Origin of the sequence: Micromonospora sp. GCM10011542 (genome assembly GCF_042650685.1) — a bacterium.
Lineage (GTDB): Bacteria > Actinomycetota > Actinomycetes > Mycobacteriales > Micromonosporaceae > Micromonospora.
Genome location: NZ_JBHSBO010000048.1, coordinates 83724 through 103098 on the forward strand (window position 1 = coordinate 83724; position 19375 = coordinate 103098).

Consider the following 19375-nt stretch of genomic DNA (forward strand, 5'->3'; position numbering starts at 1 on the left):
GCGGAGCCGGCCGGCATGACGCAGGCGAAGTCCCCACCGCCGGGCGGCCCGGGTCCGGATTTCCGGATGGGGCCCACCCGGATCTCCACCCTCGTGGTGGCCGGCCTGGCCGCCGCCGCGGTGGCCTGGCTGCTGATCAGCACCCTCTACTACAGCGGCATCCCACGGCTGCCGTGGCTGCCGGTGGTGACACTGGCCGCGCTCGCGGTGCTCGAGGCGTACGCCGCGGTCAACACCCGGGGAAGGATCGAGCGCAAGCCCGGCCGGGAGCCGGTCAACCCGCTGCTGGTGGCCCGGTTCGTGGTGCTGGCCAAGGCGTCGTCGCTGGCCGGGGCCATCTTCGCCGGCTTCTACGCCGGTCTGACCGGCTGGCTCTTCGTCGAGTCCACCCGGGCCGCCTCGGAGGACCGGCCCGCCGCCGGCGCCGGGCTGCTCGCCTCGCTGGCGCTGGTGGCCGCCGCGCTCTGGCTGGAACGATCCTGCCGGGTGCCGGAACGCCCCGACGACGAGCACGAGCCCGACCCGCGGGAGAGCCGCCCCGGCCAGCGCTGAGCGGTGCCCCTGAGCAGGGGGTTACGCCCGGGTCCGGGCGCGGGTACGGTGCCTGCGATCGGAGAGCAACGGCCGCCGTCGGTCCGCCCGCGTGCCGGGACGGAAGCGGCCGGCCACCTGGGGAGGCGGGTCATGGGGTACGACGAAGCGGGCCGGGAGCGGTCGGTGGCGCCCTCGTCCGGGGTGCCCGCTGCCGTCCTGGAGAACGTCTTCGACGACCCCGTGCACGGTGAGCCCGGCCGGGACCGGGTGGGCGTGCACGTGGTGTGGGAGGCGCTGCTGCTGGCCGGCCTCGCCGCCGTCGGCTGGCTGCTCTGGCGAGCCGACCAGGACGCGCTGCGCGGCGCCAACCTGCGCACGCTGCTGGTCGACGTGGTCGCGCTCGGATTGCTCGCCCTCGCCGCCGGCATGAGCCTGCGTACGGCGGCACCGAACCTGGCCGTCGGGCCGGTGGCGGTGGCCGCCGCACTGCACTACGCCGAGCAGGGTGACCGGGGGCTGCCCGCCGCCGTCGGCCACGCCGTCGTCGTCGCCGCCGTCGGCGGACTGGCCCTGGCGCTGGCCGTGGTGGTGCTGCACGTACCGGGTTGGGCGGCCAGCCTGGCGGGCGCGGCCGCGGTGGTGGTGTACATCGAACGCCGGTCGGCGCCGGTGCTGGTGCAGGGTGACTACGACCCCCGACGCAGCGCCGGCTACCTGTTCGCGGGGTTCGCCGCCGTGGCGGTCCTCGGCGGCCTGTTCGGCGCGATCCGGGCGGTCCGTCGGCTGGTCGGCCGGTACCGGCCGGTGGGTGACCCGGCCCGCCGTCGGGGAGTGGTCGCCGCCGTGGTGACCGCCGGCGGGCTGGTCGGCTCGACCGTGCTGGCCACGCTCGCCGGGGTGCTGCTCGCGGCCAACGGCCCCGGGCCGGTGACCCCCGCCACCGGGTTGGACTGGACCGTGCTGGCGATCGGTGTGGCCCTGCTCGCCGGCACCAGCGCGTACGGCCGCCGCGGCGGGATCCTCGGCACTCTGCTGGCGGTCAGCCTGGTGACCGTCTTCCTGGCGTACGCCAGGGTGCGTGGTTGGACGGTCGGCAACTGGACCGTCGGCGGGGCGGCACTCGGCGTCGGGCTGCTGGTCACCCGGCTGGTCGAGCGGTTCGGACGGCCCGGCGTGGCGCACACCGACCGGCTCGAGCCGGTGGGCGACGGCGTGATCAGCACGGGATGGACGGTGCCGCGCCCGCAGCCGGTGCAGGACTGGCCGCCGGTGCTGCCGACGCCCCCGACCGAGCAGCCGGCCGACCCGTGGCAGGCTCCCCGGTGGGAGAACGGCCCGAGCCGGTGGGACGACGGGGGCCGGTGAGCCGTGTGGTGTCCGCCCGACCGGCGCTGATCTCGGCGGATAGGCTCGGCGGCATGACCGACACACCTGCCGCCTCCCCCGGCGGCCACACGTTCGAGGAGCTCGACGCGCTGTCCACCGAGGAGCTGCGAGAGCGGGCGTTCGCCCGGGCCCGCGAGCACCGCGACGTGGGTTTCTACTGGTCGGTGCTGCGGCACCTGCCGAACGCGGACGAGGCTGCAGTGCTGGACGGCGCACCGAACTCGATCGGCCCGATCATCGACGAGGCCAACGCGCTGTGGCGGGAGCTGACCGGGCACGGGTACGAGGATGTGGCACCGGTGCTGCGGGCCGCCTTCATCGACTACCTGATGAAGCACTGAAACGGCCGACCCCGTCCAGGTTTGCCCGCCCCGCCGGGTCGGGAACTGGGCGGATCATGGCGCTTCTCCACCGCACCGGCCCGGTCAGCCGCTACGGGACCGCCGCCGGCACCGGCGCGCTCGCCGTGCTCCTGCTGGTCGGCATCTGCGGCAGCCCCATGTATGTGGGCTGGGCCGAGTCGCACACCGACCCGGAGTCGGCCGGCGGCTGGTTCCTGCGGCTGCTCGCCTGGCCGGCCTGGCGGACGGACGGGGACGGGGTGGCCGGCGGGCTGCTCGCCGCCGACCTGCGGGCGATCCTGCTGGTGATCCTCGCGGTGGTCCTGCTGTACGTGCTGCCAGCCACCCAGGTGGCCCGGGTGCAGGGTTCGGTCAGCCAGTTCTTCTCCGGTTGGGCCGCGTACGTGCTGGCCGGGGGGCTTGCCGCGGTGCTGGCGGCGCTGCTCGGCCCGGACCCGTCGGTGCTGCGGGCGTTGGAGGACGCCAGCACCGGCGCCGGCTACGGCTTCCTCGCGGGGTGGATCATCGGCACCGCCAGCCTGGGCGGACGGGCCTGACCGGCGGACCGCACCGCCGGTCAGGCCGGACCAGACCGGGCCGGCCGGTCACCGCGGCGGGTGGCCGAGGTCGAGCAGGCGCTGCCGGCTGAGCGCACCGACCGGTCGGCCCCCGTCGGTGACCACGACCCGGTCGCGTCCCGAGGTGAGCAGCACCGCCAGCGCGTCGTACGCCGAGCCGTCCAGTGGCACCGCCGGCAGGTCCGGCTGACCGTCGCCGGGCACCGGCTCCAGCGCCTCCCGGTCGAGCGGGGTGACCACCAGGCGGCGGATGCCCCGGTCCGCGCCGACGAACTCCCGCACGAACGGGGTGGCCGGAGCGCCGAGCAGGGCCGCCGGGGTGTTGTACTGCTCCAGGTGCCCACCCTGGGACAGCAGCGCGATCCGGTCACCGAGCCGGACCGCCTCGTCCAGGTCGTGGGTGACCAGCACGATCGTCTTACGGACCTCGGCCTGCAGGCGCAGGAACTCCTCCTGCAGGCGGCCCCGGACGACCGGGTCGACGGCCGAGAACGGCTCGTCCATCAGCAGCACCACCGGGTCGGCGGCGAGCGCCCGGGCCACGCCCACCCGCTGCCGCTGCCCACCGGAGAGTTCGTGCGGGTACCGGCCGCCGAACTGCGCCGGGTCCAGCCCCACCAGTTCGAGCAGCTCGTCGACCCGGTCCCGGATCCGGTTGCGCTGCCAGCCGAGCAGGCCGGGCACGGTGGCCACGTTCGCCCGGACGGTCTGGTGTGGAAAGAGCCCGACGTTCTGGATCACGTAGCCGATCCGGCGGCGCAGCCGCACCGGGTCGACCTCGGTGACGTCCTCGTCGCCGAGCAGGATCCGGCCGCCGGTGGGCTCGATCAGCCGGTTGATCATGCGGAGCACTGTCGACTTGCCGCTGCCGGACGGGCCGATCAGCACCACCAGTTCGCCGGCCCGCACCTCCAGGCTCAGCTCCCGGACGGCTTCGGTGCCGTCCGGGTACCGCTTGCCGATGCCCTGCAGGGAGATCGGCGCCGCGCGTGGGGGTGCGGCCACGCCGGCGGCCTCCGGGGTAACGTCCACGTATGTCCTTCCGCCTGAGCTACCGGGCCGACCCGGGTAATCCCTGGTTCTCCTGGCAGTACGTGCGGGACAACTCTGACACGATCCTCGCCGCCGTGCGGGAACACGCCTCGCTGACCGGTCGCGCGGTGCTGATCGCCGCCCTGATCGCCCTGCCGCTCTCCGTGGCGGCGTACTGGTTCCGTCCGCTGGCCGGCCCGATCCTGGGCCTCACCGGCGTGTTCTACACCATCCCGTCGCTGGCCCTCTTCGCGTTCATCGCGCCCTACCTGGGCACCGGCACGACGACGGTGCTGGTCGGCCTGGTGCTCTACGCGCTGCTGCTGATCACCCGCAACGTGGTGGCCGGGCTCAACCAGGTGCCGCCGGAGGTGCGCGACGCCGCCGAGGGGATGGGGTACGGCCGTTGGGGGCGGCTGTTCCGGATCGACCTGCCGCTGGCGGTGCCGGGCATCCTGACCGGGCTGCGGCTGGCCACCGTGTCCACGGTGGCGCTGGTGACGGTGGGCGTGCTGGTCGGCCACGGCGGCCTCGGGCAGCTGATCTTCGCGGGCTTCCAGAACAACCTCTACAAGGCCGAGATCATGACCGGCACGTTGCTGAGCGTCGCGCTCGCGGTCCTGCTGGACCTGCTGCTGGTCCTGGTCGCCCGGCTGCTCACCCCCTGGTCCGCCCGGGCGGTCCGGTGAGCGCGAGGAGTGAGCCGGGGTTGCGAGCCCCGCAGTCGCGAACGAAGGCGGTCCGGTGAGCGCCGCGGAGAGCCCGATACGCCAGGCGGTGCTCTGGCTCAACGACCCGCTGAACTGGACCAACCCCGGCGGCATCCTGGACCGGCTCGGCGAGCACCTGGAGATCTCGGCGGCGGCGGTGGCGCTCGGCTGCCTGGTGGCCTGGCCGCTCGGGCTGTGGCTGGGGCACACCGGTCGCGGCGGGAGCCTGGTCGTGCTGGTCTCCAACGCCACCCTGGCCATCCCCACGCTGGCGCTGCTCACCATCCTGCCGCTGACCTTCCTCGGCTTCGGCCGGACGCCGGTGGTGGTGGCGTTGGCCGTGTTCGCCCTTCCACCGTTGCTGGCCAACGCCTACACCGGCGTACGCCAGGTGGACCCGGAGGCCCGGGACGCGGCCCGCGGGATGGGTCTGTCCGGCGCCCAGTTGCTGCGCCGGGTGGAGCTGCCGCTCGCGGTGCCCTACCTGGCCGCCGGCTTCCGGACCGCGGCCGTGCAGGTGATCGCGACCGCGGCGCTGGCCTCGTTCGTCAACGGCGGTGGCCTCGGCGAGATCATCCGGCTGGGGTTCGGCCTGAGCATCGCGGTCGGCGGGGGCCAGATCGTCGCGGGCGGCGTGCTGGTGGCCGGGCTGGCGCTGCTGGCCGAGCTGATCCTGGGCGGCGTCGAACGGCTGGTCACCCCCCGTCCGCTGCGCCGTGGCCGGCAGCGCGCCGGGCGTGCCCGGCCCGCCGACGCGACCGGTCGGGCCTGACCCACCCCCGGTGCCTGACCCGTCCGGGTGAGCGCGCGGTGAGCCGGCGGTCGCTGGGCGGCCGATCGGTGACGATGCGGTGACGAAGCCCATCCCGGGTTGTCGGTCGGTTCCGGAAGATGTTGGGTGGGTATTCGCGGGCGACCGACAGTCAGGATCGCTCGTCGGACACGCGGCCGGCCCGGGACGGGTCGCGCCGGGACACGGAAGGCGGGCACATGCGCGCACGTACACGTCTGGCCATCGGCGCGATCGGCGCCGTCGCCGCGGCGGGCCTCCTGACCGGGTGCGGTGACGAGGGCTCGTCCGGCACCGACGGACCCCAGCAGGGCGCCTCCGGCGCCGGGTGCGCCCCGGTCGCCGGTCAGCAGCTCATCGCGCTGCAGGACGACAAGAAACTCCAGAACGCCGACAACGTCATCCCCGGGGTCAACAGCAAGGCGGCCAACCCGCAGCTGATCGCCGCGCTGGACAAGGTCTCCACCATGCTCGACACGCCGAAGTTGATCCTGCTCAACAAGGCCGTCAACGACGACCGCAAGACGCCGAAGGTGGCGGCTGAGGAGTTCGCCAGCGCCAACAACCTCACCGCCGGCATCGCCAAGGGTCCGGGCGGCCAGATCGTGGTCGGCGCCGGCAACTTCAGCGAGAGCCAGACGCTGGGCGAGCTGTACCGGATCGTGCTCACCGCGGCCGGCTACCAGGTCAAGGTGCAGCAGATCGGCAACCGCGAGCTCTACGAGCCGGCCCTGGAGAAGGGCGAGATCCAGGTGGTTCCGGAGTACGCCGCCACCATGGCCGAGTTCCTCAACACCAAGCTCAACGGCGCCAACCCCCCGCCGGTCTCCTCTCCCGACGTGGACAAGACCGTGACGGCGCTGCGGGCCGAGGGCGACAAGGTGGGCATCACCTTCGGTGCCCCCGCCGCCGCGCAGGACCAGAACGCGTTCGCGGTCACCCAGGCGTTCGCCGACAAGTACGGCGTGCGGACCCTCTCCGAGCTGGCCGCGAAGTGCTCCGGCAAGGCGACCGTGCTCGGTGGCCCGCCGGAGTGCCAGCAGCGGGCGTTCTGCAAGCCGGGCCTGGAGAAGACGTACGGCCTCTCGGTGGGTTCGTTCTCCTCGCTCGACCAGGGCGGGCCGCTGACCAAGAACGGGCTGCGCACCGGCACCATCAGCGCGGGCCTGATCTTCTCCTCGGACAGCGCGTTCGCCACCAGCTGAGCCACGCCGTGGCGCACTGACGACGCCCCGACCCGCACCGGGTCGGGGGCGTCGCGCATCGGGATCGGCCACCGTTCCGCTGTGCCGGGATCGTCGGTAGGCTGCACAGCCATGCCAGCCCCGGTCACCCCCGACGCCAGGCGTCAACCGCCGCTGCTGACCGTGCTCTTCTGGGTGGGCGTGGCCCTCGCCCCGGTGGCAGCGCTGATCCTGCTGGTCGCCGACGGCAACGGGCCGCTGCGCTTCGCGGCGGTGCTCGCCATCCTGGCCGTGGTGCTGATCGGCCTCTCCATCGCGCTGCGCCCGGACGGCGACGCGGCGGCGGCACGGTCCGACGAGCTGCTGGACGAGATCGAGGAGCTGCGGCGGGAGCTGCGCGGGGAGATCGTGGCCGCCGCCCAGCGCGGCAACCAGGCGCTCGACCAGGCCCAACGGGCGCAGGAGGCGGTCGCCGCGGTGCGTCGTCGCCTCGAGGCCAGCAGCGCCGCCCTCGCCGGGGCCGCCCCGACCGGCGCCGCCGAGCAGCCGGGTGCCGGCCGGGCACGGGTGCCGACCGTCGAGCCGGTGGACGCCGCCCCGGCCGGCCGCAGCCGGGTGCCGGCCGAGACCCCGGCCGGTCGGGGCCAGGTCCCGGGTGGGAACGACCTGCCGGCCGGTCGCGGCCGGGTGTCGGTGCCGGAGGAGGTCCCGGCGCGCTGGGCCGAGCACGCGGACGACGAAGGGTCGTCGTACCAGCGGGGGGCCGTCGACCTCGACGTGGAGCAGCCGGCGTACGGCGCGGACCGGCCGGCCGCGGCGGCCGGATACGGCGCGGATCGCCCGGCGGCCGCGTACGGCTCGGTGCCCCGCCCGCGGGAGCAGGACCGCCCGGAGCCGGTGCACCGACCGGTCGGCGTGGTCCGGCACACCGAGACGGTGCACGTCACCACCCGACACACGATCGTCGACGGTGGGCCGGCGGAGTCGAGCGGGCGGTACGGCGGCGGGTACCCGAGCCAGTGGACACCGCCGGCACAGGAGTGGACCCGGGGCGGCGGCGCCGAGGAGCGCGCGCGGCCGGCGGACCGCCCGTGGGACGAGCCGGAGGACCGGCCCTGGTCCGCCCGCGCCGACGTCGACGACCGGCCCCACGCTGGCGACGGCCGCTCCTGGAATGCGCAGCCCGACCGGCGCGGTGAGCCCGGTTGGGCCGGCGTGCGGGACGGGTCGAGTCGGGTCGCCGACGGCGATGGCGACGGGCCCGGTTGGACCGACCGCCACGACGAGCCGGAGTGGACCGGTGCACGCGACGCGTACGGGCAGCCCGACGAGCCCGGCTGGCCGGAACGCGAACCGGACAGGTCGGCCCGGGGATCGTGGGCGGCCCCCGAGGACCGCCGTGCCGATCGGAGCCGGCCCGAGCAGCGCGGGGCGGCCGGTCACGCGGTGGCCCCGCCGGTGCAGCCCGGATCGGCCCCGCGACCGGACGACACCGGCGAGTACTGGTCGCAGATGCGGGCCGGTGACCGGTGGGCGGCCGTGCGCGACGACGAGCACGGCCGGGAACTGCGGGTCGGTGAGCGGCGGGCCGAGGTGCACGCCGACGCCACCGGCACCGAGTACCGGGTGGCGGACCGCTGGGCCACCGTCCGCCGCGACGAGCCGCGCCGCGACGAGCCGCCGCGCCGCGACGACCGGTACCGCGACGGGGCGTACCACCGCGAGGAGGCCCCGGGCCGGTACGACCGGAACGGTGACGACGGCTGGCGGGCCGGCCGTCCCGACCCGGCGGACCGTCCGGCGCTGCCGGTGGGTGGCGTGCCGGTGCCCCAGGAGTGGCGTCCGCCGCGCCAGCGGAGCCACCAGCCCGAGCCGGAGCCGGAGCGGACCGGCCGGCGCCGGGCCGAACAGCGGTACGGGTACCCGCCGCAGGACGACGTGCCGCGCGCCGGAGGCGCCCCCGCCGACGACCGCTGGCGCTGACCTCGCCGGCGCTACTTGTCGATGTCGCCGACCACGAAGAACATCGAACCGAGGATGGCGATCAGGTCCGGCACCAGGCAGCCGGGGAGCAGAGTGGCAAGCGCCTGCACGTTGGCGTACGACGCGGTGCGCAGCTTCAACCGCCACGGCGTCTTCTCGCCCCGCGAGACCAGGTAGTAGCCGTTGATGCCCAGCGGATTCTCGGTCCAGGCGTAGGTGTGCCCCTCCGGAGCCTTGAGCACCTTGGGCAGCCGGGTGTTGATCGGCCCGGTCAGCCGGTCCACCCGGTCCAGGCACTGCTCGGCCAGGTCGAGTGAGGCGTACACCTGGTCCAGCAGCACCTCGAAGCGGGCATGGCAGTCCCCGGCGGTGCGGGTGACCACCGGCACGTCCAGCTCGTCGTAGGCCAGGTAGGGCTCGTCGCGGCGCAGGTCGAGGTCGAGCCCGGAGGCCCGGGCGACCGGCCCGGAGGCGCCGAACGCCGCGGCGTCCGCGGCGGAGAGTACGCCCACCCCGACCGTGCGGGCCAGGAAGATCTCGTTGCGCCGGATCAGGTGGTCGAGATCGGGCAGCCGCCGGCGTACCTCACCGATCGCGGCCCGTGCCCGGCCGGTCCAGCCGTACGGCACCTCCTCCTTCAGCCCCCCGACCCGGTTGAACATGTAGTGGATCCGGCCGCCGGAGACCTCCTCCATCACCGCCTGGATGGTCTCCCGCTCCCGGAAGGCGTAGAAGACCGGGGTGATCGCGCCGATCTCCAGCGGGTACGAGCCGAGGAACATCAGGTGGTTGAGCACCCGGTTCAGCTCCGCGAGGGCCATCCGCAGCCAGGTGGCCCGCTCGGGCACCTCCATGCCCATCAGCCGCTCCACGGCGAGCACCACGCCCAGCTCGTTGGAGAACGCTGACAGCCAGTCGTGCCGGTTGGCCAGCACGATGATCTGCCGGTAGTCGCGTACCTCGAACAGCTTCTCCGCGCCCCGGTGCATGTAGCCGACGATCGGTTCGCAGGCGACCACCCGTTCCCCGTCGAGCACCAGCTTCAGCCGCAGCACACCGTGCGTGGACGGGTGCTGCGGACCGATGTTGAGCACCATATCGGTGCCGAGCTGCTGCCCGCCGGTGCCGGCGACCAGGCCAGCCCCGGTACCGACGGTCAGCTCACGAAGGTCCCCGGCGTCGGTGGTCATGCCCGTCATCGTGCCACGGCCGGCACGAGCGGTATGCCGACCGGTTGGCGCAGCCACCAGTGCCCGCCGAGGCCGGCCGGGTCGGTCAGCTCGGCCACCGCCGACGCGGCGGCCAGCGCCCGCACGTACCCCGCCGGGTCGGTGCCGGCCAGGCTCAGCGGCGGTCGCCCGCCGTCGGCCCCGAGCGCCCGCAGCGCCTCCCGCTGCGACATAAGGGAGTACGCGCACCGGGCGACCGCTGCTCCAGCGGAGGCGACCGCGTCCATGGCGACGTGCGCGGTCACGTCACACGACCCGTCCGGAGCGGCCGGCACCTGCCGCCCACCCCGGTACCCGGTCAACGTCCCGTCAACGGGCCGGCTCTCCCGCAGGTGCCCGTAGTCCACCGCCACCGCCAGCCCGCGCCTGACCTTCCGCACCGCGTCCGCCCACGCCTCGTCCCGCGCTCTCCCAATCTCGGCACGCGCCCCGTGCGCTTCCGAGTGGTCGCCATGGGTCGGGCTGCTGTCGTCCGAGGCAGCCGGGTGGTCGCTGTGGGGGGTTTCCGGGCAGCCCGGCCGGCTCCGGGCGGTCAGGCTTGATCCCTCCGCCGGCCGGGCTGCCCGGAAACCCGACCCGCTTCCGCTGCTCACGTCATTCCAGGCCGCCGCCAGATTCGGGTCACTGTCCGCATCGGGGACGTTCGGGGGCCACCACGTCGTCAGCCAGTCAAGATCATCCCGGTTGACCAGCTCACCAACCGTCTCGGCACCACTTTCGGGCTCGACCAGCAGGTACCGCCAGCCGTCCCCGGTGTGCACCGCCACGTCCAGCGGAACGTTGTCCAACCACTCCGTCGCCAGCAGCACCCCGTTGATCCCGCCGGGAATCTCGGACACCCACTCGATCTCCTGAGGCAGGTGCTCGGGTCGAGCGGCCAGCTCCACCGCCGTGAACCGCACGCGTTCCGCGAGCGACGGACGAACGGCACCCGACGACGGATCGTCGACCGACGGACGGGCGGCGGCCGTGGAGGTCAGGGTTTCCGGGGAGCCCGCCCGCGGAGGGATCAAGCCTGACCGCCCGGAGCGGGTGGGCTCCCCGGAAACCCCCACCGCGAGCCCGGCGCCGGGGTGCGTGCCCGCGAGCCCGGCGCTGCCCTGTGCGAGCACGAGCCCGAGCAGGGTCTGGAGGAGTTCCCCCCGCCCAGCTCCCACGTCGACCACGTCGAGCCGGGACGGATGATCGAGGGCCGCGTCCACCTGCGAGATCAGGCGCAGCAGTGCGGTGGCGAACGCCGGGGTGGCGTGCACGCTGGTCCGGAAGTGCTCGGCCGGCCCGGCGCCGGCGATGAAGAAGCCGTCCGGCCCGTACAGCGCCTGACGCATCGCGTCCCGCCAGGAAACCGACATCAGGTGGTCGAAAGTTCAGGATGCGCCACGCTGTCGACCCTACGGCCACCCCGATCAGCCGACCGCAGGACGCCCACCAGATCTTGGTAGGAAACGGCCCCTCCAGGGGCGCTTTCCCGCCAAGATCTCGAAGTGCCGGAGCCGTTGTCGGGGGTGGGTGAAGGTTTTCACACATGCTTGTCCCGGTTCCGTAAGCCGGGCGCATACTTGCGATCGACCGGTACCCCTTCTCGAGGACTGGATCGTCGTCATGAGCGCACCGTTGCGCCCGCGTCCGGCCGCCCCGCGCGGGGCCGCCGTACCGCGGGATCGCGCCGTCACCGGCGCCCCGAGTGCTCCTCCGCGCTTCCTTACCGTCGGCGTCGTCGGCGCCGGCCGGGTCGGCGCCGTGCTGGGTGCCGCGCTCGCCGCCGCCGGGCACCGGGTGGTCGCCGTCACCGGCGGCTCGGGTGCCACCCGCGCCCGGCTCGCCCTGCTGCTGCCCGAGGTGCCCCGCAGGCCGGTCGACGTGGTCGCCCGCGCCGCCGCCGACCTGCTGCTGATCGCCGTGCCGGACGACGCGCTGGCCGCCGTGGTGGCCGATCTCGCCGACCGGGGCGCGATCCGCCCCGGCCAGGTGGTCGCGCACACGTCCGGCGCGCACGGGCTGGCCGTGCTCGCGCCGGCCACCGCGCTCGGCGCCCGCCCGCTGGCCCTGCACCCCGCGATGACCTTCACCGGTACGCCGGACGACCTCACCCGGCTGGCCGGCATCTCGTACGGGCTGACCGCCGCGCCCGAGCTGCGCCCGTTGGCGGCCCGGCTGGTCACCGACCTGGGCGGGGTGCCGGAGTGGGTGGCCGAGGGGGAGCGCCCGCTCTACCACGCGGCCCTGGCGCACGGGGCGAACCACCTGGTGACACTGGTCAACGAGGCGGCCGACCGGCTGCGCGACGCCGGGGTGGCCCGGCCGGAGAAGGTGCTCGCGCCGCTGCTGCGCGCGGCCCTGGAGAACGCGCTGCGGCTCGGTGACGACGCGCTGACCGGCCCGGTCTCCCGGGGTGACGCCGGCACGGTCGAGCGGCACCTGGCCCGGCTGGCCGCCGCCGCCCCGGAGTCCGTGCCCGCGTACCTGGCGCTGGCCCGGCGTACCGCCGACCGGGCGATCGCCGCCGGCCGGTTGCGGCCGGCCGACGCGGAGTCGCTGCTCGGCGTGCTCTCGGGTACCGGTCGGGAGGTGGCGGCATGACGCAGCTCGTGCACACCCGCACCGAGCTGGCTCAGGCGCGCGCCGCGCTGAAGGGCACCGTCGGCGTGGTGATGACCATGGGCGCCCTGCACTCCGGGCACGAGACGCTGCTGCGGGCGGCCCGGGAGCGGGCCGACCACGTGTTGGTGACGATCTTCGTGAACCCGTTGCAGTTCGGGCCGAACGAGGACTTCGACCGCTATCCCCGGACCCTCGACGCGGACCTGGAGGTCTGCCGGCGGGCCGGCGCCGACCTGGTCTTCGCCCCCGACGTGACCGAGATGTACCCGGACGGCCAACCCCGGGTGCGGCTCGACCCGGGCCCGCTGGGCGAGGAACTGGAGGGCGCGAGCCGGCCCGGCTTCTTCCACGGCGTGCTCACCGTGGTGCTGAAGCTGTTCCAGTTGACCCGACCCGACCTGGCGTTCTTCGGGGAGAAGGACTACCAGCAGCTCACCCTCGTCCGGCGGATGGCACGGGACCTGGACGTGCCGGTCGAGGTGGTCGGCGTGCCGACCGTCCGCGAGCCGGACGGGCTGGCGCTCTCCAGCCGCAACCGCTACCTGAGCGAGTCCGAGCGGGCCGCCGCGCTGAGCCTCTCCGCCGCGCTGCGGGCCGGTGCCCAGGCCGCCGACGCGGGCCGGGACGCGGGGGCAGTGCTGGCCGCCGCGCACGCCGCTTTCGGCGCGGGTACGCCGGGAGCCCGACTGGACTACCTGGTGCTCACCGATCCGGAGCTGGAGCCGGGACCGGTGTCCGGGCCGGCGCGGCTGGTGATCGCCGCCTGGGTCGGCGGCACCCGGTTGATCGACAACGCGGCGATCCGGCTCGCACCCCGTCCCTGAGATCCGCCCCGCCGCTCTCCTCCACCACTCGCGCGAAAGGCCACCCCGATGCTGCGGACCATGCTCAAGTCGAAGATCCACCGGGCCACGGTGACCCAGGCCGACCTGCACTACGTCGGCTCGGTGACGGTGGACGAGGACCTGCTCGACGCCGCCGACCTGATCCCCGGCGAGCAGGTGGCGATCGTGGACATCACCAACGGCGCCCGGCTGGAGACGTACGTGATCCCGGGCCAGCGGGGCAGCGGCGTGATCGGCATCAACGGCGCCGCGGCGCACCTCGTGCACCCCGGAGACCTGGTCATCCTGATCTCATACGGGCAGATGGACGACGCCGAGGCCCGTGCGTACCGGCCGCGGGTGGTGCACGTGGACGCCGACAACCGGGTGGTCGAGCTGGGCACCGACCCGACTGCCGCGGCGCCCGGTACCGCGGGCGGCCCGGTGCCGAGCCCGCTGGCCGTACCGGTGGGCTGATCCCGCCGAACGCGATTCCGGTCTGTCACCGAAAGGTCATTTCCGGTTACTCTGGTCACGCCGTCGGAAGCTGGTCGGTGGCTGGGGGAGGCCGCGATGCGCCGCGCGATGACGACCCTGCTCGCCGCTGCCGTGACGGCAGTCGTCCTGGTCGGCTGCGCGGGTGCCGGTGGCCTGGACGGTGAGCTGACCGACGACTGGGCGGCCCTGCCGCCGGCCGCCGCTTTCACCCCGGCGGCGGGGGTGTGCCAGGTCGCCGACTTCAGCGACGTGGTCACCCTGGCCAGCTATCAGCCCATGGACTGTGCCGGCCCGCACCGGGTGGAGACCGTGCACGTGGGGGCGTTCCCGGCCGAGCGGGCGGCCGCCCCGGCCGATGGTTCGCCGGAGCTACGCGGCGCGTTCACCGAGTGCGACACCCGGGCCAGCGGATTCGTGGGCGACGACTGGCGGGCCGGCCGGCTGCGGCTGTCGGTGGCGCTGCCCTCCGCGCCGGGCTGGGCGGCGGGTTCCCGCTGGTACCGGTGCGACGTCAGCGAACTGACCACGGTCGAGGCGGCGGCTACCGTGGTGCTCCGATCGGGCAGCCTGCGGGACGCGCTGAAGGGGCCGTCCACCCTGCGGTTGGGGTGCCAGCAGACCGGGGGTGGCGCCGGGGGCGTGCGTACGCTCACACCGGTGGAGTGCGGCAGCCGGCACGACGCGGAGTTCGTCGGGGTGTGGCGCGCGCCGGACCGGCCGTACCCGTCGAAGGCCGCCGACTGGGCGCCGCTCTACACCGGCTGCCGCGGTGTCCTCGGCCGGTACGTCGGTGTGCCGGACGACAACGACCTGCGGTTCCGCAGTGGGGTGGTGGTCCGCCCGCCGGGCGCGGGGCGGTGGCGGGTCGGCGACCGGGGGGTCCGCTGCTACCTCTGGCTCAGCGATCGCACCGTGACCGCCTCCCTGCGCGGCACCGGCCCGGCTGGTCTGCCGGTCCGGACGAAGTGACCGTCGCCGCCGCCCAAGGTTGGGAGAGCCGGCGGCGGACGCCGTAGCCCATACCACTCGTCCTGCCCCCGCCGCCCCGGGCGAGGAAGGTTCGGGTTGACTGGGGGGATGGACCTTCCCACCGTCGACCTGCCGGCCCTGCCGAAGCTGCTGGCCGCGCCCGCGCCCGGCTGGGTGGAGACCACCGACGTGATCGTGGTCGGTTCCGGGGTGGCCGGGCTGACCGCCGCGCTGCACCTGCGCGAGGCGGGCCTGCACGTCACGGTGGTCACCAAGGTCAACATCGACGACGGCTCGACCCGGTGGGCGCAGGGCGGCATCGCCGCGGTGCTCGACCCGGCGGACACCCCGGCCGCCCACGCGTACGACACGGAGGTGGCCGGGGTCGGCCTCTGCGACCCGGCAGCGGTCCGGGTGCTGGTGGAGGAGGGGCCGACCCGGCTGCGGGAGCTGATGCGGATCGGCGCCGAGTTCGACCGCAACCCGGACGGCTCGCTGATGCTGACCCGCGAGGGCGGGCACCGGGCGGACCGCATCGTGCACGCCGGCGGGGACGCCACCGGGGCCGAGGTGCAGCGGGCACTGCACGCGGCGGTGCGCCGCGACCCGTGGATCCGGCTGGTCGAGCACGCCCTCGTGCTGGATCTGCTCCGGGCGCCCGGCGACGGTCCGGACGGACTCGGCCCGGCGTGCGGGATCACCCTGCACGTGCTCGGCGAGGGCAGCGAGGACGGCGTCGGCGCGCTGCTGGCCCGGGCGGTGGTGCTGGCCACCGGCGGTATGGGTCAGGTCTTCGCGGCCACCACCAACCCGGCGGTCTCGACCGGCGACGGCGTGGCGCTGGCGATGCGGGCCGGTGCGGCGGTGACCGACGTGGAGTTCGTCCAGTTCCACCCGACCGCCCTGATCACCCCGCCGGGCGCCGGTGTGCCCGGTGCCGGTCACGCCCAGCAACCGCTGGTCTCCGAGGCGCTACGCGGCGAGGGCGCGTACCTGGTGGACGCCGACGGTAAGCGGTTCATGGTGGGCCAGCACGAGCTGGCCGAACTGGCCCCGCGCGACGTGGTGGCCAAGGGCATCCACCGGGTGCTGCTGGCCACCGGCGCGGACCACGTCTTCCTCGACGCCCGGCACCTGGGCGGGGACTTCCTGGCCGGGCGGTTCCCGACCATCGTGGCGTCCTGCCTGGCGATCGGCGTCGACCCGGCCACCGATCTGATCCCGGTCGCGCCGGCCGCGCACTACGCCTCCGGCGGGGTCCGCACCGACCTGCGCGGCCGCACCTCGATCCCCGGGCTGTACGCCTGCGGCGAGGTGGCCTGCACCGGCGTGCACGGTGCCAACCGGCTGGCCAGCAACTCGCTGCTGGAGGGGTTGGTCTTCTCCCGGCGGATCGCCGACGACATCGCCGCCGGCCTGCCCGAGCAGGCCGGTCCGGCCGACACCGGCGCCTGGCGCGGCGGTGCCGGCTGGGTACTGCCGGCGGAGGTGACACCGGCGCTGCAACGGGCGATGACCCGGGGCGCCGGGGTGCTCCGCTCGGCCGCAACGCTCACCGAGACGGCCGGCACGCTGACCGAGCTGGGCGCCGCCCGGGGCCGGCCGCGCACCACCGACTGGGAGGCGACCAACCTGCTCACCGTGGCGTCGGCGCTGGTGGCCGCCGCGTACGCCCGCGAGGAGACCCGGGGTTGCCACTGGCGGGAGGACTTCCCGACGGCCGATGAGCGGTGGCTCGGCCACCTGCTCGGCGCGGTCGGGTCGCAGGGCCGGTTGACGCACCAGTGGGAGGGGACGGCATGACGGAGTCGACGCAGCGGGCATTGCGGGAGGTCGGCCTGGATCCGGCGCAGGTGCGGCGGGTGATCGAGGAGGCCCTGGTCGAGGACCTTGGCCCCGACTTCCTCGACGTCACAAGCGTCGCCACCATACCGGCCGAGCAGACCGACACCGCCGACCTGGTGGCCCGGGCCGACGGCGTGGTGGCCGGGCTGGCCGTCGCCACCGCGGTGTTCGAGCTGGTGGGCGAGGTGACCGGCTTCGGCCGTACCGCCGAGGTGTCGGTGGTGGCCCGCGACGGCCAGCGGGTGGCCCGCGGCGACGTGCTGGCGACGGTGACGGGGCCGACCCGGCTGCTGCTCACCGCCGAGCGGACCGCCCTCAACCTGCTCTGCCGGATGTCGGGGGTGGCCACCCACACCCGGGCCTGGGCGGACGCGCTGGCCGGCACGAAGGCGATGGTGCTGGACACGCGCAAGACGACGCCGGGCCTGCGGGCGTTGGAGAAGTACGCGGTGCGGGCCGGCGGTGGCACCAACAAGCGGATGGGCCTCTACGACGTGGCCATGATCAAGGACAACCACAAGCTCGCCGCGGGCGGCATCACCCCCGCCTACCAGCGGGTCCGGGAGGCGTTCCCGGAGGTGTCGGTGCAGGTCGAGGTGACCACGGTCGCCGAGGCGGTGGAGGCGGTGGAGGCCGGCGCGGACTTCCTGCTCTGCGACAACATGACGCCGGAGACCCTGGCGGCCACGGTGGCCGCGGTCGGGGACCGGGCGGAGCTGGAGGCGACCGGCGGGCTCACCCTGGAGGTGGCAGCCCGGTACGCGGCCACCGGCGTCGACTTCCTCTCGGTGGGCGCGTTGACCCACTCCTCGCCGATCCTGGACATCGCGCTGGACCTGCGTACCGAGTGACGGCCGGCCCGGCCGGCGCGGCGCCGCCGGCCGGGCTCAGACGGTGGTCAGCGAGGTGGCGGCCAGGTTGAAGATCACCCGGTTCTCGGTGTCCTGCCGGCCGTCGAGGCCGTACTTCGCCCGGAAGAGTTCCAGTACCCGGTTGTAGACCTCGGGCGCCAGCTCGTCGGCCTCCCCGATGGCGAAGACCTCGCCGGCCGCCTCCGGCCGGTCCAGCACCACGGTCAGCCCGGTCAACCCGTGTCGGGCCACGTTGCGTACCAGGTCGGTGCCGGCGATGTACCAGTCGCCGTCGGAGCGCACGTAGAGCGCCTCGCAGGTTTCCAGGTCGCGGCCCGCCTGGCGCAGGCAGAGCCGCAGGGTGAGGCACGCCGCCAGGTCCTGCACCGGGGCGGTCTCCCAGAGCTCGGCGAACCGGTCGTCCACGAACTCGCCCAGCGGGGTGGAGATGAACGCCTCGATCTGCTGCGTGTCGAAGGTGCTGCCCTGCACCGGGAAGAACGAGATGAACGCCTTGCCGTCCCAGCGGTACATCTGCACCGACGGCGCGGCGCTGTAGACCCGCACCTGCAGGCGGGCCCGGGCCGACTCCGGCAGTTCCTCGCAGAGCCGGGCCAGGTGCCACAGGTTGTTGAGGATCGCCACCGAGGCGTCCCGTCGGCGCAGTTCCTCCCCGCGCAGCCGCACTGCCGGCGAGTCCGGGTCGAGCAGCAGCACCTTGACGGTGGAACCGTTGGCCAGGGCGGCGCGCAGCGCGGCCACGAACCGCGCCGCGTACGGGCCCTCCAGCATGCTCGTCCAGGTCTCCAGGATGGCAACCACCTCGCGGCACTGGGCGACCCGTTCGATCAGGGCGTCCCGGTCGAGTCGGGGGTGTTCGATGATGCTGACCGTCTGGAGCTCGCGGAAGAGCGGGTTGAGCACCACGTACGTCAGCAGCGTCATGATCAGCGCGGCGCCGATGTTGAGGTAGAGGTCGCCGGAGAAGCTGCCGGCCTCCCGGCGGGACGCGTGCCACGCCTGGACGATCATCCAGATCGCGCCGCCGGCCAGCGCGACCAGCACGAGCACGTGCCGTCGACGTCGGCGCAGGGTGTTGCGACCCCGCACCCACCACGTCCCCGACATGTCCGCTCCCCGTCCGGCCGCGCCGTGGATTTACCTATGTTCATGTCGCGATGCGACCAGGATACGGGCCGAGGGCCGGTCCGCGCCCGCCCGGACGGTCGTTGTCTAGGCTGCGTGCGTGCTGCTCTGCATCGACATCGGAAACACCAACACCGTGCTGGCGACCTTCGACGGCGACAAGCTGGTGCACTCCTGGCGGATCAAGACCGACGCCCGCTCGACGGCGGACGAGCTGGGTCTGATGTTCCGCGGTCTGCTCGCGGGGGACGCCGTCGAGATCACCGGGGTGGCCGCCTGCTCCACGGTGCCGGCCGCCCTGCGGTCGCTGCGCACCATGCTGGGGCGGTACTACGCCGACCTGCCGAGCGTGATCGTCGAACCCGGGGTACGCACCGGGGTGCAGCTGGCGATCGACAATCCCAAGGAGGTGGGCGCCGACCGGGTGGTGAACACGCTGGCCGCGTACACCCTCTACGGCGGTCCGTCGATCGTGGTGGACTTCGGCACCACCACCAACTTCGACGTGATCAGCGGTCGGGGCGAGTTCCTCGGCGGGGCGTTCGCCCCGGGCATCGAGATCTCCTTCGACGCGCTCGCCGCCCGCGCCGCCCAGCTGCGCAAGGTGGAGGCGACGAAGCCCCGCTCGGTGATCGGCAAGAACACCGTGGAGTGCCTCCAGTCCGGCCTGTACTTCGGCTTCGCCGGTCAGGTGGACCGGATCGTCGAGCGGATGTCCGAGGAGCTGGGCGAGGTGCGGGCGGTGATCGCAACCGGTGGGCTCGCCTCCCTGGTGATCAACGAGTGCCGGACCATCACCCACCACGAGCCGATGATCACGCTGATCGGCCTGCGGATGGTCTACGAGCGCAACCACTGAGGCCGCCGGGTGGGT

General features: G+C 74.2%; 19 protein-coding genes. 15 read left to right on the forward strand and 4 right to left on the reverse strand.

Annotated elements, in window-relative coordinates; translation table 11 throughout:
- The first annotated feature begins 15 nt into the window (after positions 1 to 15).
- From ACFOW4_RS17735 to ACFOW4_RS17750, 4 genes are all read left to right on the forward strand, one after another.
- On the forward strand, positions 16 to 552 hold the full coding sequence (locus ACFOW4_RS17735) for a DUF3180 domain-containing protein (protein ID WP_377529029.1): 537 nt from the start codon (positions 16 to 18) through the stop codon (positions 550 to 552).
- 132 nt (positions 553 to 684) lie between these two features.
- Entirely contained in the window at positions 685 to 1899 is a 1215-nt protein-coding gene (locus ACFOW4_RS17740) for an ABC transporter permease (RefSeq protein ID WP_377529031.1), read from the forward strand.
- A gap of 53 nt (positions 1900 to 1952) precedes the next feature.
- Positions 1953 to 2261, forward strand: a complete 309-nt coding sequence (locus ACFOW4_RS17745) for a hypothetical protein (RefSeq protein ID WP_377529033.1) — start codon at positions 1953 to 1955, stop codon at positions 2259 to 2261.
- Positions 2262 to 2317: 56 nt separating this feature from the next.
- Positions 2318 to 2818: a hypothetical protein gene (locus tag ACFOW4_RS17750; RefSeq protein WP_377529035.1), complete on the forward strand. Its 501-nt coding sequence runs from the start codon at positions 2318 to 2320 to the stop codon at positions 2816 to 2818.
- Between the two features lie 48 nt (positions 2819 to 2866).
- On the opposite strand, the gene ACFOW4_RS17755 is transcribed toward ACFOW4_RS17750, so the two are convergent.
- Positions 2867 to 3871, reverse strand: a complete 1005-nt coding sequence (locus ACFOW4_RS17755) for an ABC transporter ATP-binding protein (protein ID WP_377529038.1) — start codon at positions 3869 to 3871, stop codon at positions 2867 to 2869.
- A gap of 2 nt (positions 3872 to 3873) precedes the next feature.
- Between ACFOW4_RS17755 and ACFOW4_RS17760 the strand changes: the two genes are divergently transcribed.
- From ACFOW4_RS17760 to ACFOW4_RS17775, 4 genes are all read left to right on the forward strand, one after another.
- Positions 3874 to 4560: an ABC transporter permease gene (locus ACFOW4_RS17760; RefSeq protein WP_377529041.1), complete on the forward strand. Its 687-nt coding sequence runs from the start codon at positions 3874 to 3876 to the stop codon at positions 4558 to 4560.
- Between the two features lie 55 nt (positions 4561 to 4615).
- On the forward strand, positions 4616 to 5353 hold the full coding sequence (locus ACFOW4_RS17765) for an ABC transporter permease (RefSeq protein ID WP_377529044.1): 738 nt from the start codon (positions 4616 to 4618) through the stop codon (positions 5351 to 5353).
- Between the two features lie 218 nt (positions 5354 to 5571).
- Complete coding sequence (locus ACFOW4_RS17770) at positions 5572 to 6576, forward strand: glycine betaine ABC transporter substrate-binding protein (RefSeq protein ID WP_377529045.1); 1005 nt, start codon at positions 5572 to 5574, stop codon at positions 6574 to 6576.
- Between the two features lie 111 nt (positions 6577 to 6687).
- Entirely contained in the window at positions 6688 to 8538 is a 1851-nt protein-coding gene (locus tag ACFOW4_RS17775; protein WP_377529048.1) for a hypothetical protein, read from the forward strand.
- An 11-nt stretch (positions 8539 to 8549) separates the two neighbouring features.
- Here the strand turns inward: ACFOW4_RS17775 and ACFOW4_RS17780 are convergent, their stop codons facing one another.
- Together ACFOW4_RS17780 and ACFOW4_RS17785 are read right to left on the reverse strand one after the other, a co-directional pair.
- Positions 8550 to 9737, reverse strand: a complete 1188-nt coding sequence (locus ACFOW4_RS17780; protein WP_377529051.1) for an NADH-quinone oxidoreductase subunit D — start codon at positions 9735 to 9737, stop codon at positions 8550 to 8552.
- Positions 9734 to 11119, reverse strand: coding sequence for an SAM-dependent methyltransferase (locus tag ACFOW4_RS17785; protein ID WP_377529053.1), 1386 nt, complete (start codon positions 11117 to 11119; stop codon positions 9734 to 9736). The genes ACFOW4_RS17780 and ACFOW4_RS17785 overlap by 4 nt, the downstream gene beginning before the upstream one ends.
- Positions 11120 to 11369: 250 nt before the next feature.
- Here ACFOW4_RS17785 and ACFOW4_RS17790 point away from each other — a divergent pair, with 250 nt between their 5' ends.
- The 6 genes from ACFOW4_RS17790 to nadC all read left to right on the forward strand — a co-directional run bounded on the left by ACFOW4_RS17790 (position 11370) and on the right by nadC (position 17355).
- Entirely contained in the window at positions 11370 to 12347 is a 978-nt protein-coding gene (locus ACFOW4_RS17790; protein ID WP_377529056.1) for a Rossmann-like and DUF2520 domain-containing protein, read from the forward strand.
- The gene (gene panC, locus ACFOW4_RS17795) at positions 12344 to 13192 is read left to right on the forward strand and encodes a pantoate--beta-alanine ligase (protein WP_377529058.1); all 849 of its coding nucleotides are present in this window, start codon (positions 12344 to 12346) and stop codon (positions 13190 to 13192) included. Before ACFOW4_RS17790 ends, panC begins: the two co-directional genes overlap by 4 nt.
- A gap of 48 nt (positions 13193 to 13240) precedes the next feature.
- Positions 13241 to 13669, forward strand: a complete 429-nt coding sequence (gene panD / locus ACFOW4_RS17800) for an aspartate 1-decarboxylase (RefSeq protein WP_377529061.1) — start codon at positions 13241 to 13243, stop codon at positions 13667 to 13669.
- Between the two features lie 96 nt (positions 13670 to 13765).
- Entirely contained in the window at positions 13766 to 14659 is an 894-nt protein-coding gene (locus tag ACFOW4_RS17805) for a septum formation family protein (RefSeq protein ID WP_377529063.1), read from the forward strand.
- 108 nt (positions 14660 to 14767) lie between these two features.
- Positions 14768 to 16462 (forward strand): L-aspartate oxidase, encoded by a 1695-nt coding sequence (locus ACFOW4_RS17810; RefSeq protein WP_377529066.1) that lies wholly within the window; start codon positions 14768 to 14770, stop codon positions 16460 to 16462.
- Positions 16459 to 17355, forward strand: a complete 897-nt coding sequence (gene nadC, locus ACFOW4_RS17815) for a carboxylating nicotinate-nucleotide diphosphorylase (RefSeq protein ID WP_377529068.1) — start codon at positions 16459 to 16461, stop codon at positions 17353 to 17355. The genes ACFOW4_RS17810 and nadC overlap by 4 nt, the downstream gene beginning before the upstream one ends.
- Before the next feature lie 36 nt (positions 17356 to 17391).
- Here the strand turns inward: nadC and ACFOW4_RS17820 are convergent, their stop codons facing one another.
- Complete coding sequence (locus tag ACFOW4_RS17820) at positions 17392 to 18483, reverse strand: hypothetical protein (protein WP_377529070.1); 1092 nt, start codon at positions 18481 to 18483, stop codon at positions 17392 to 17394.
- Between the two features lie 118 nt (positions 18484 to 18601).
- Between ACFOW4_RS17820 and ACFOW4_RS17825 the strand changes: the two genes are divergently transcribed.
- Positions 18602 to 19360 (forward strand): type III pantothenate kinase, encoded by a 759-nt coding sequence (locus tag ACFOW4_RS17825; protein ID WP_377529071.1) that lies wholly within the window; start codon positions 18602 to 18604, stop codon positions 19358 to 19360.
- Positions 19361 to 19375 lie beyond the last annotated feature (15 nt).

Coding starts and splice junctions, on each gene's coding strand:
- ACFOW4_RS17735 (WP_377529029.1), top strand. CDS start 16: ATGACGCAGGCGAAGTCCCCACCGCCGGGCGGCCCGGGTCCGGATTTC.
- ACFOW4_RS17740 (WP_377529031.1), top strand. CDS start 685: ATGGGGTACGACGAAGCGGGCCGGGAGCGGTCGGTGGCGCCCTCGTCC.
- ACFOW4_RS17745 (WP_377529033.1), top strand. CDS start 1,953: ATGACCGACACACCTGCCGCCTCCCCCGGCGGCCACACGTTCGAGGAG.
- ACFOW4_RS17750 (WP_377529035.1), top strand. CDS start 2,318: ATGGCGCTTCTCCACCGCACCGGCCCGGTCAGCCGCTACGGGACCGCC.
- ACFOW4_RS17760 (WP_377529041.1), top strand. CDS start 3,874: ATGTCCTTCCGCCTGAGCTACCGGGCCGACCCGGGTAATCCCTGGTTC.
- ACFOW4_RS17770 (WP_377529045.1), top strand. CDS start 5,572: ATGCGCGCACGTACACGTCTGGCCATCGGCGCGATCGGCGCCGTCGCC.
- ACFOW4_RS17775 (WP_377529048.1), top strand. CDS start 6,688: ATGCCAGCCCCGGTCACCCCCGACGCCAGGCGTCAACCGCCGCTGCTG.
- ACFOW4_RS17780 (WP_377529051.1), bottom strand. CDS start 9,737: ATGACGGGCATGACCACCGACGCCGGGGACCTTCGTGAGCTGACCGTC.
- ACFOW4_RS17785 (WP_377529053.1), bottom strand. CDS start 11,119: ATGTCGGTTTCCTGGCGGGACGCGATGCGTCAGGCGCTGTACGGGCCG.
- ACFOW4_RS17790 (WP_377529056.1), top strand. CDS start 11,370: ATGAGCGCACCGTTGCGCCCGCGTCCGGCCGCCCCGCGCGGGGCCGCC.
- panC (WP_377529058.1), top strand. CDS start 12,344: ATGACGCAGCTCGTGCACACCCGCACCGAGCTGGCTCAGGCGCGCGCC.
- panD (WP_377529061.1), top strand. CDS start 13,241: ATGCTGCGGACCATGCTCAAGTCGAAGATCCACCGGGCCACGGTGACC.
- ACFOW4_RS17805 (WP_377529063.1), top strand. CDS start 13,766: ATGCGCCGCGCGATGACGACCCTGCTCGCCGCTGCCGTGACGGCAGTC.
- ACFOW4_RS17810 (WP_377529066.1), top strand. CDS start 14,768: ATGGACCTTCCCACCGTCGACCTGCCGGCCCTGCCGAAGCTGCTGGCC.
- nadC (WP_377529068.1), top strand. CDS start 16,459: ATGACGGAGTCGACGCAGCGGGCATTGCGGGAGGTCGGCCTGGATCCG.
- ACFOW4_RS17820 (WP_377529070.1), bottom strand. CDS start 18,483: ATGTCGGGGACGTGGTGGGTGCGGGGTCGCAACACCCTGCGCCGACGT.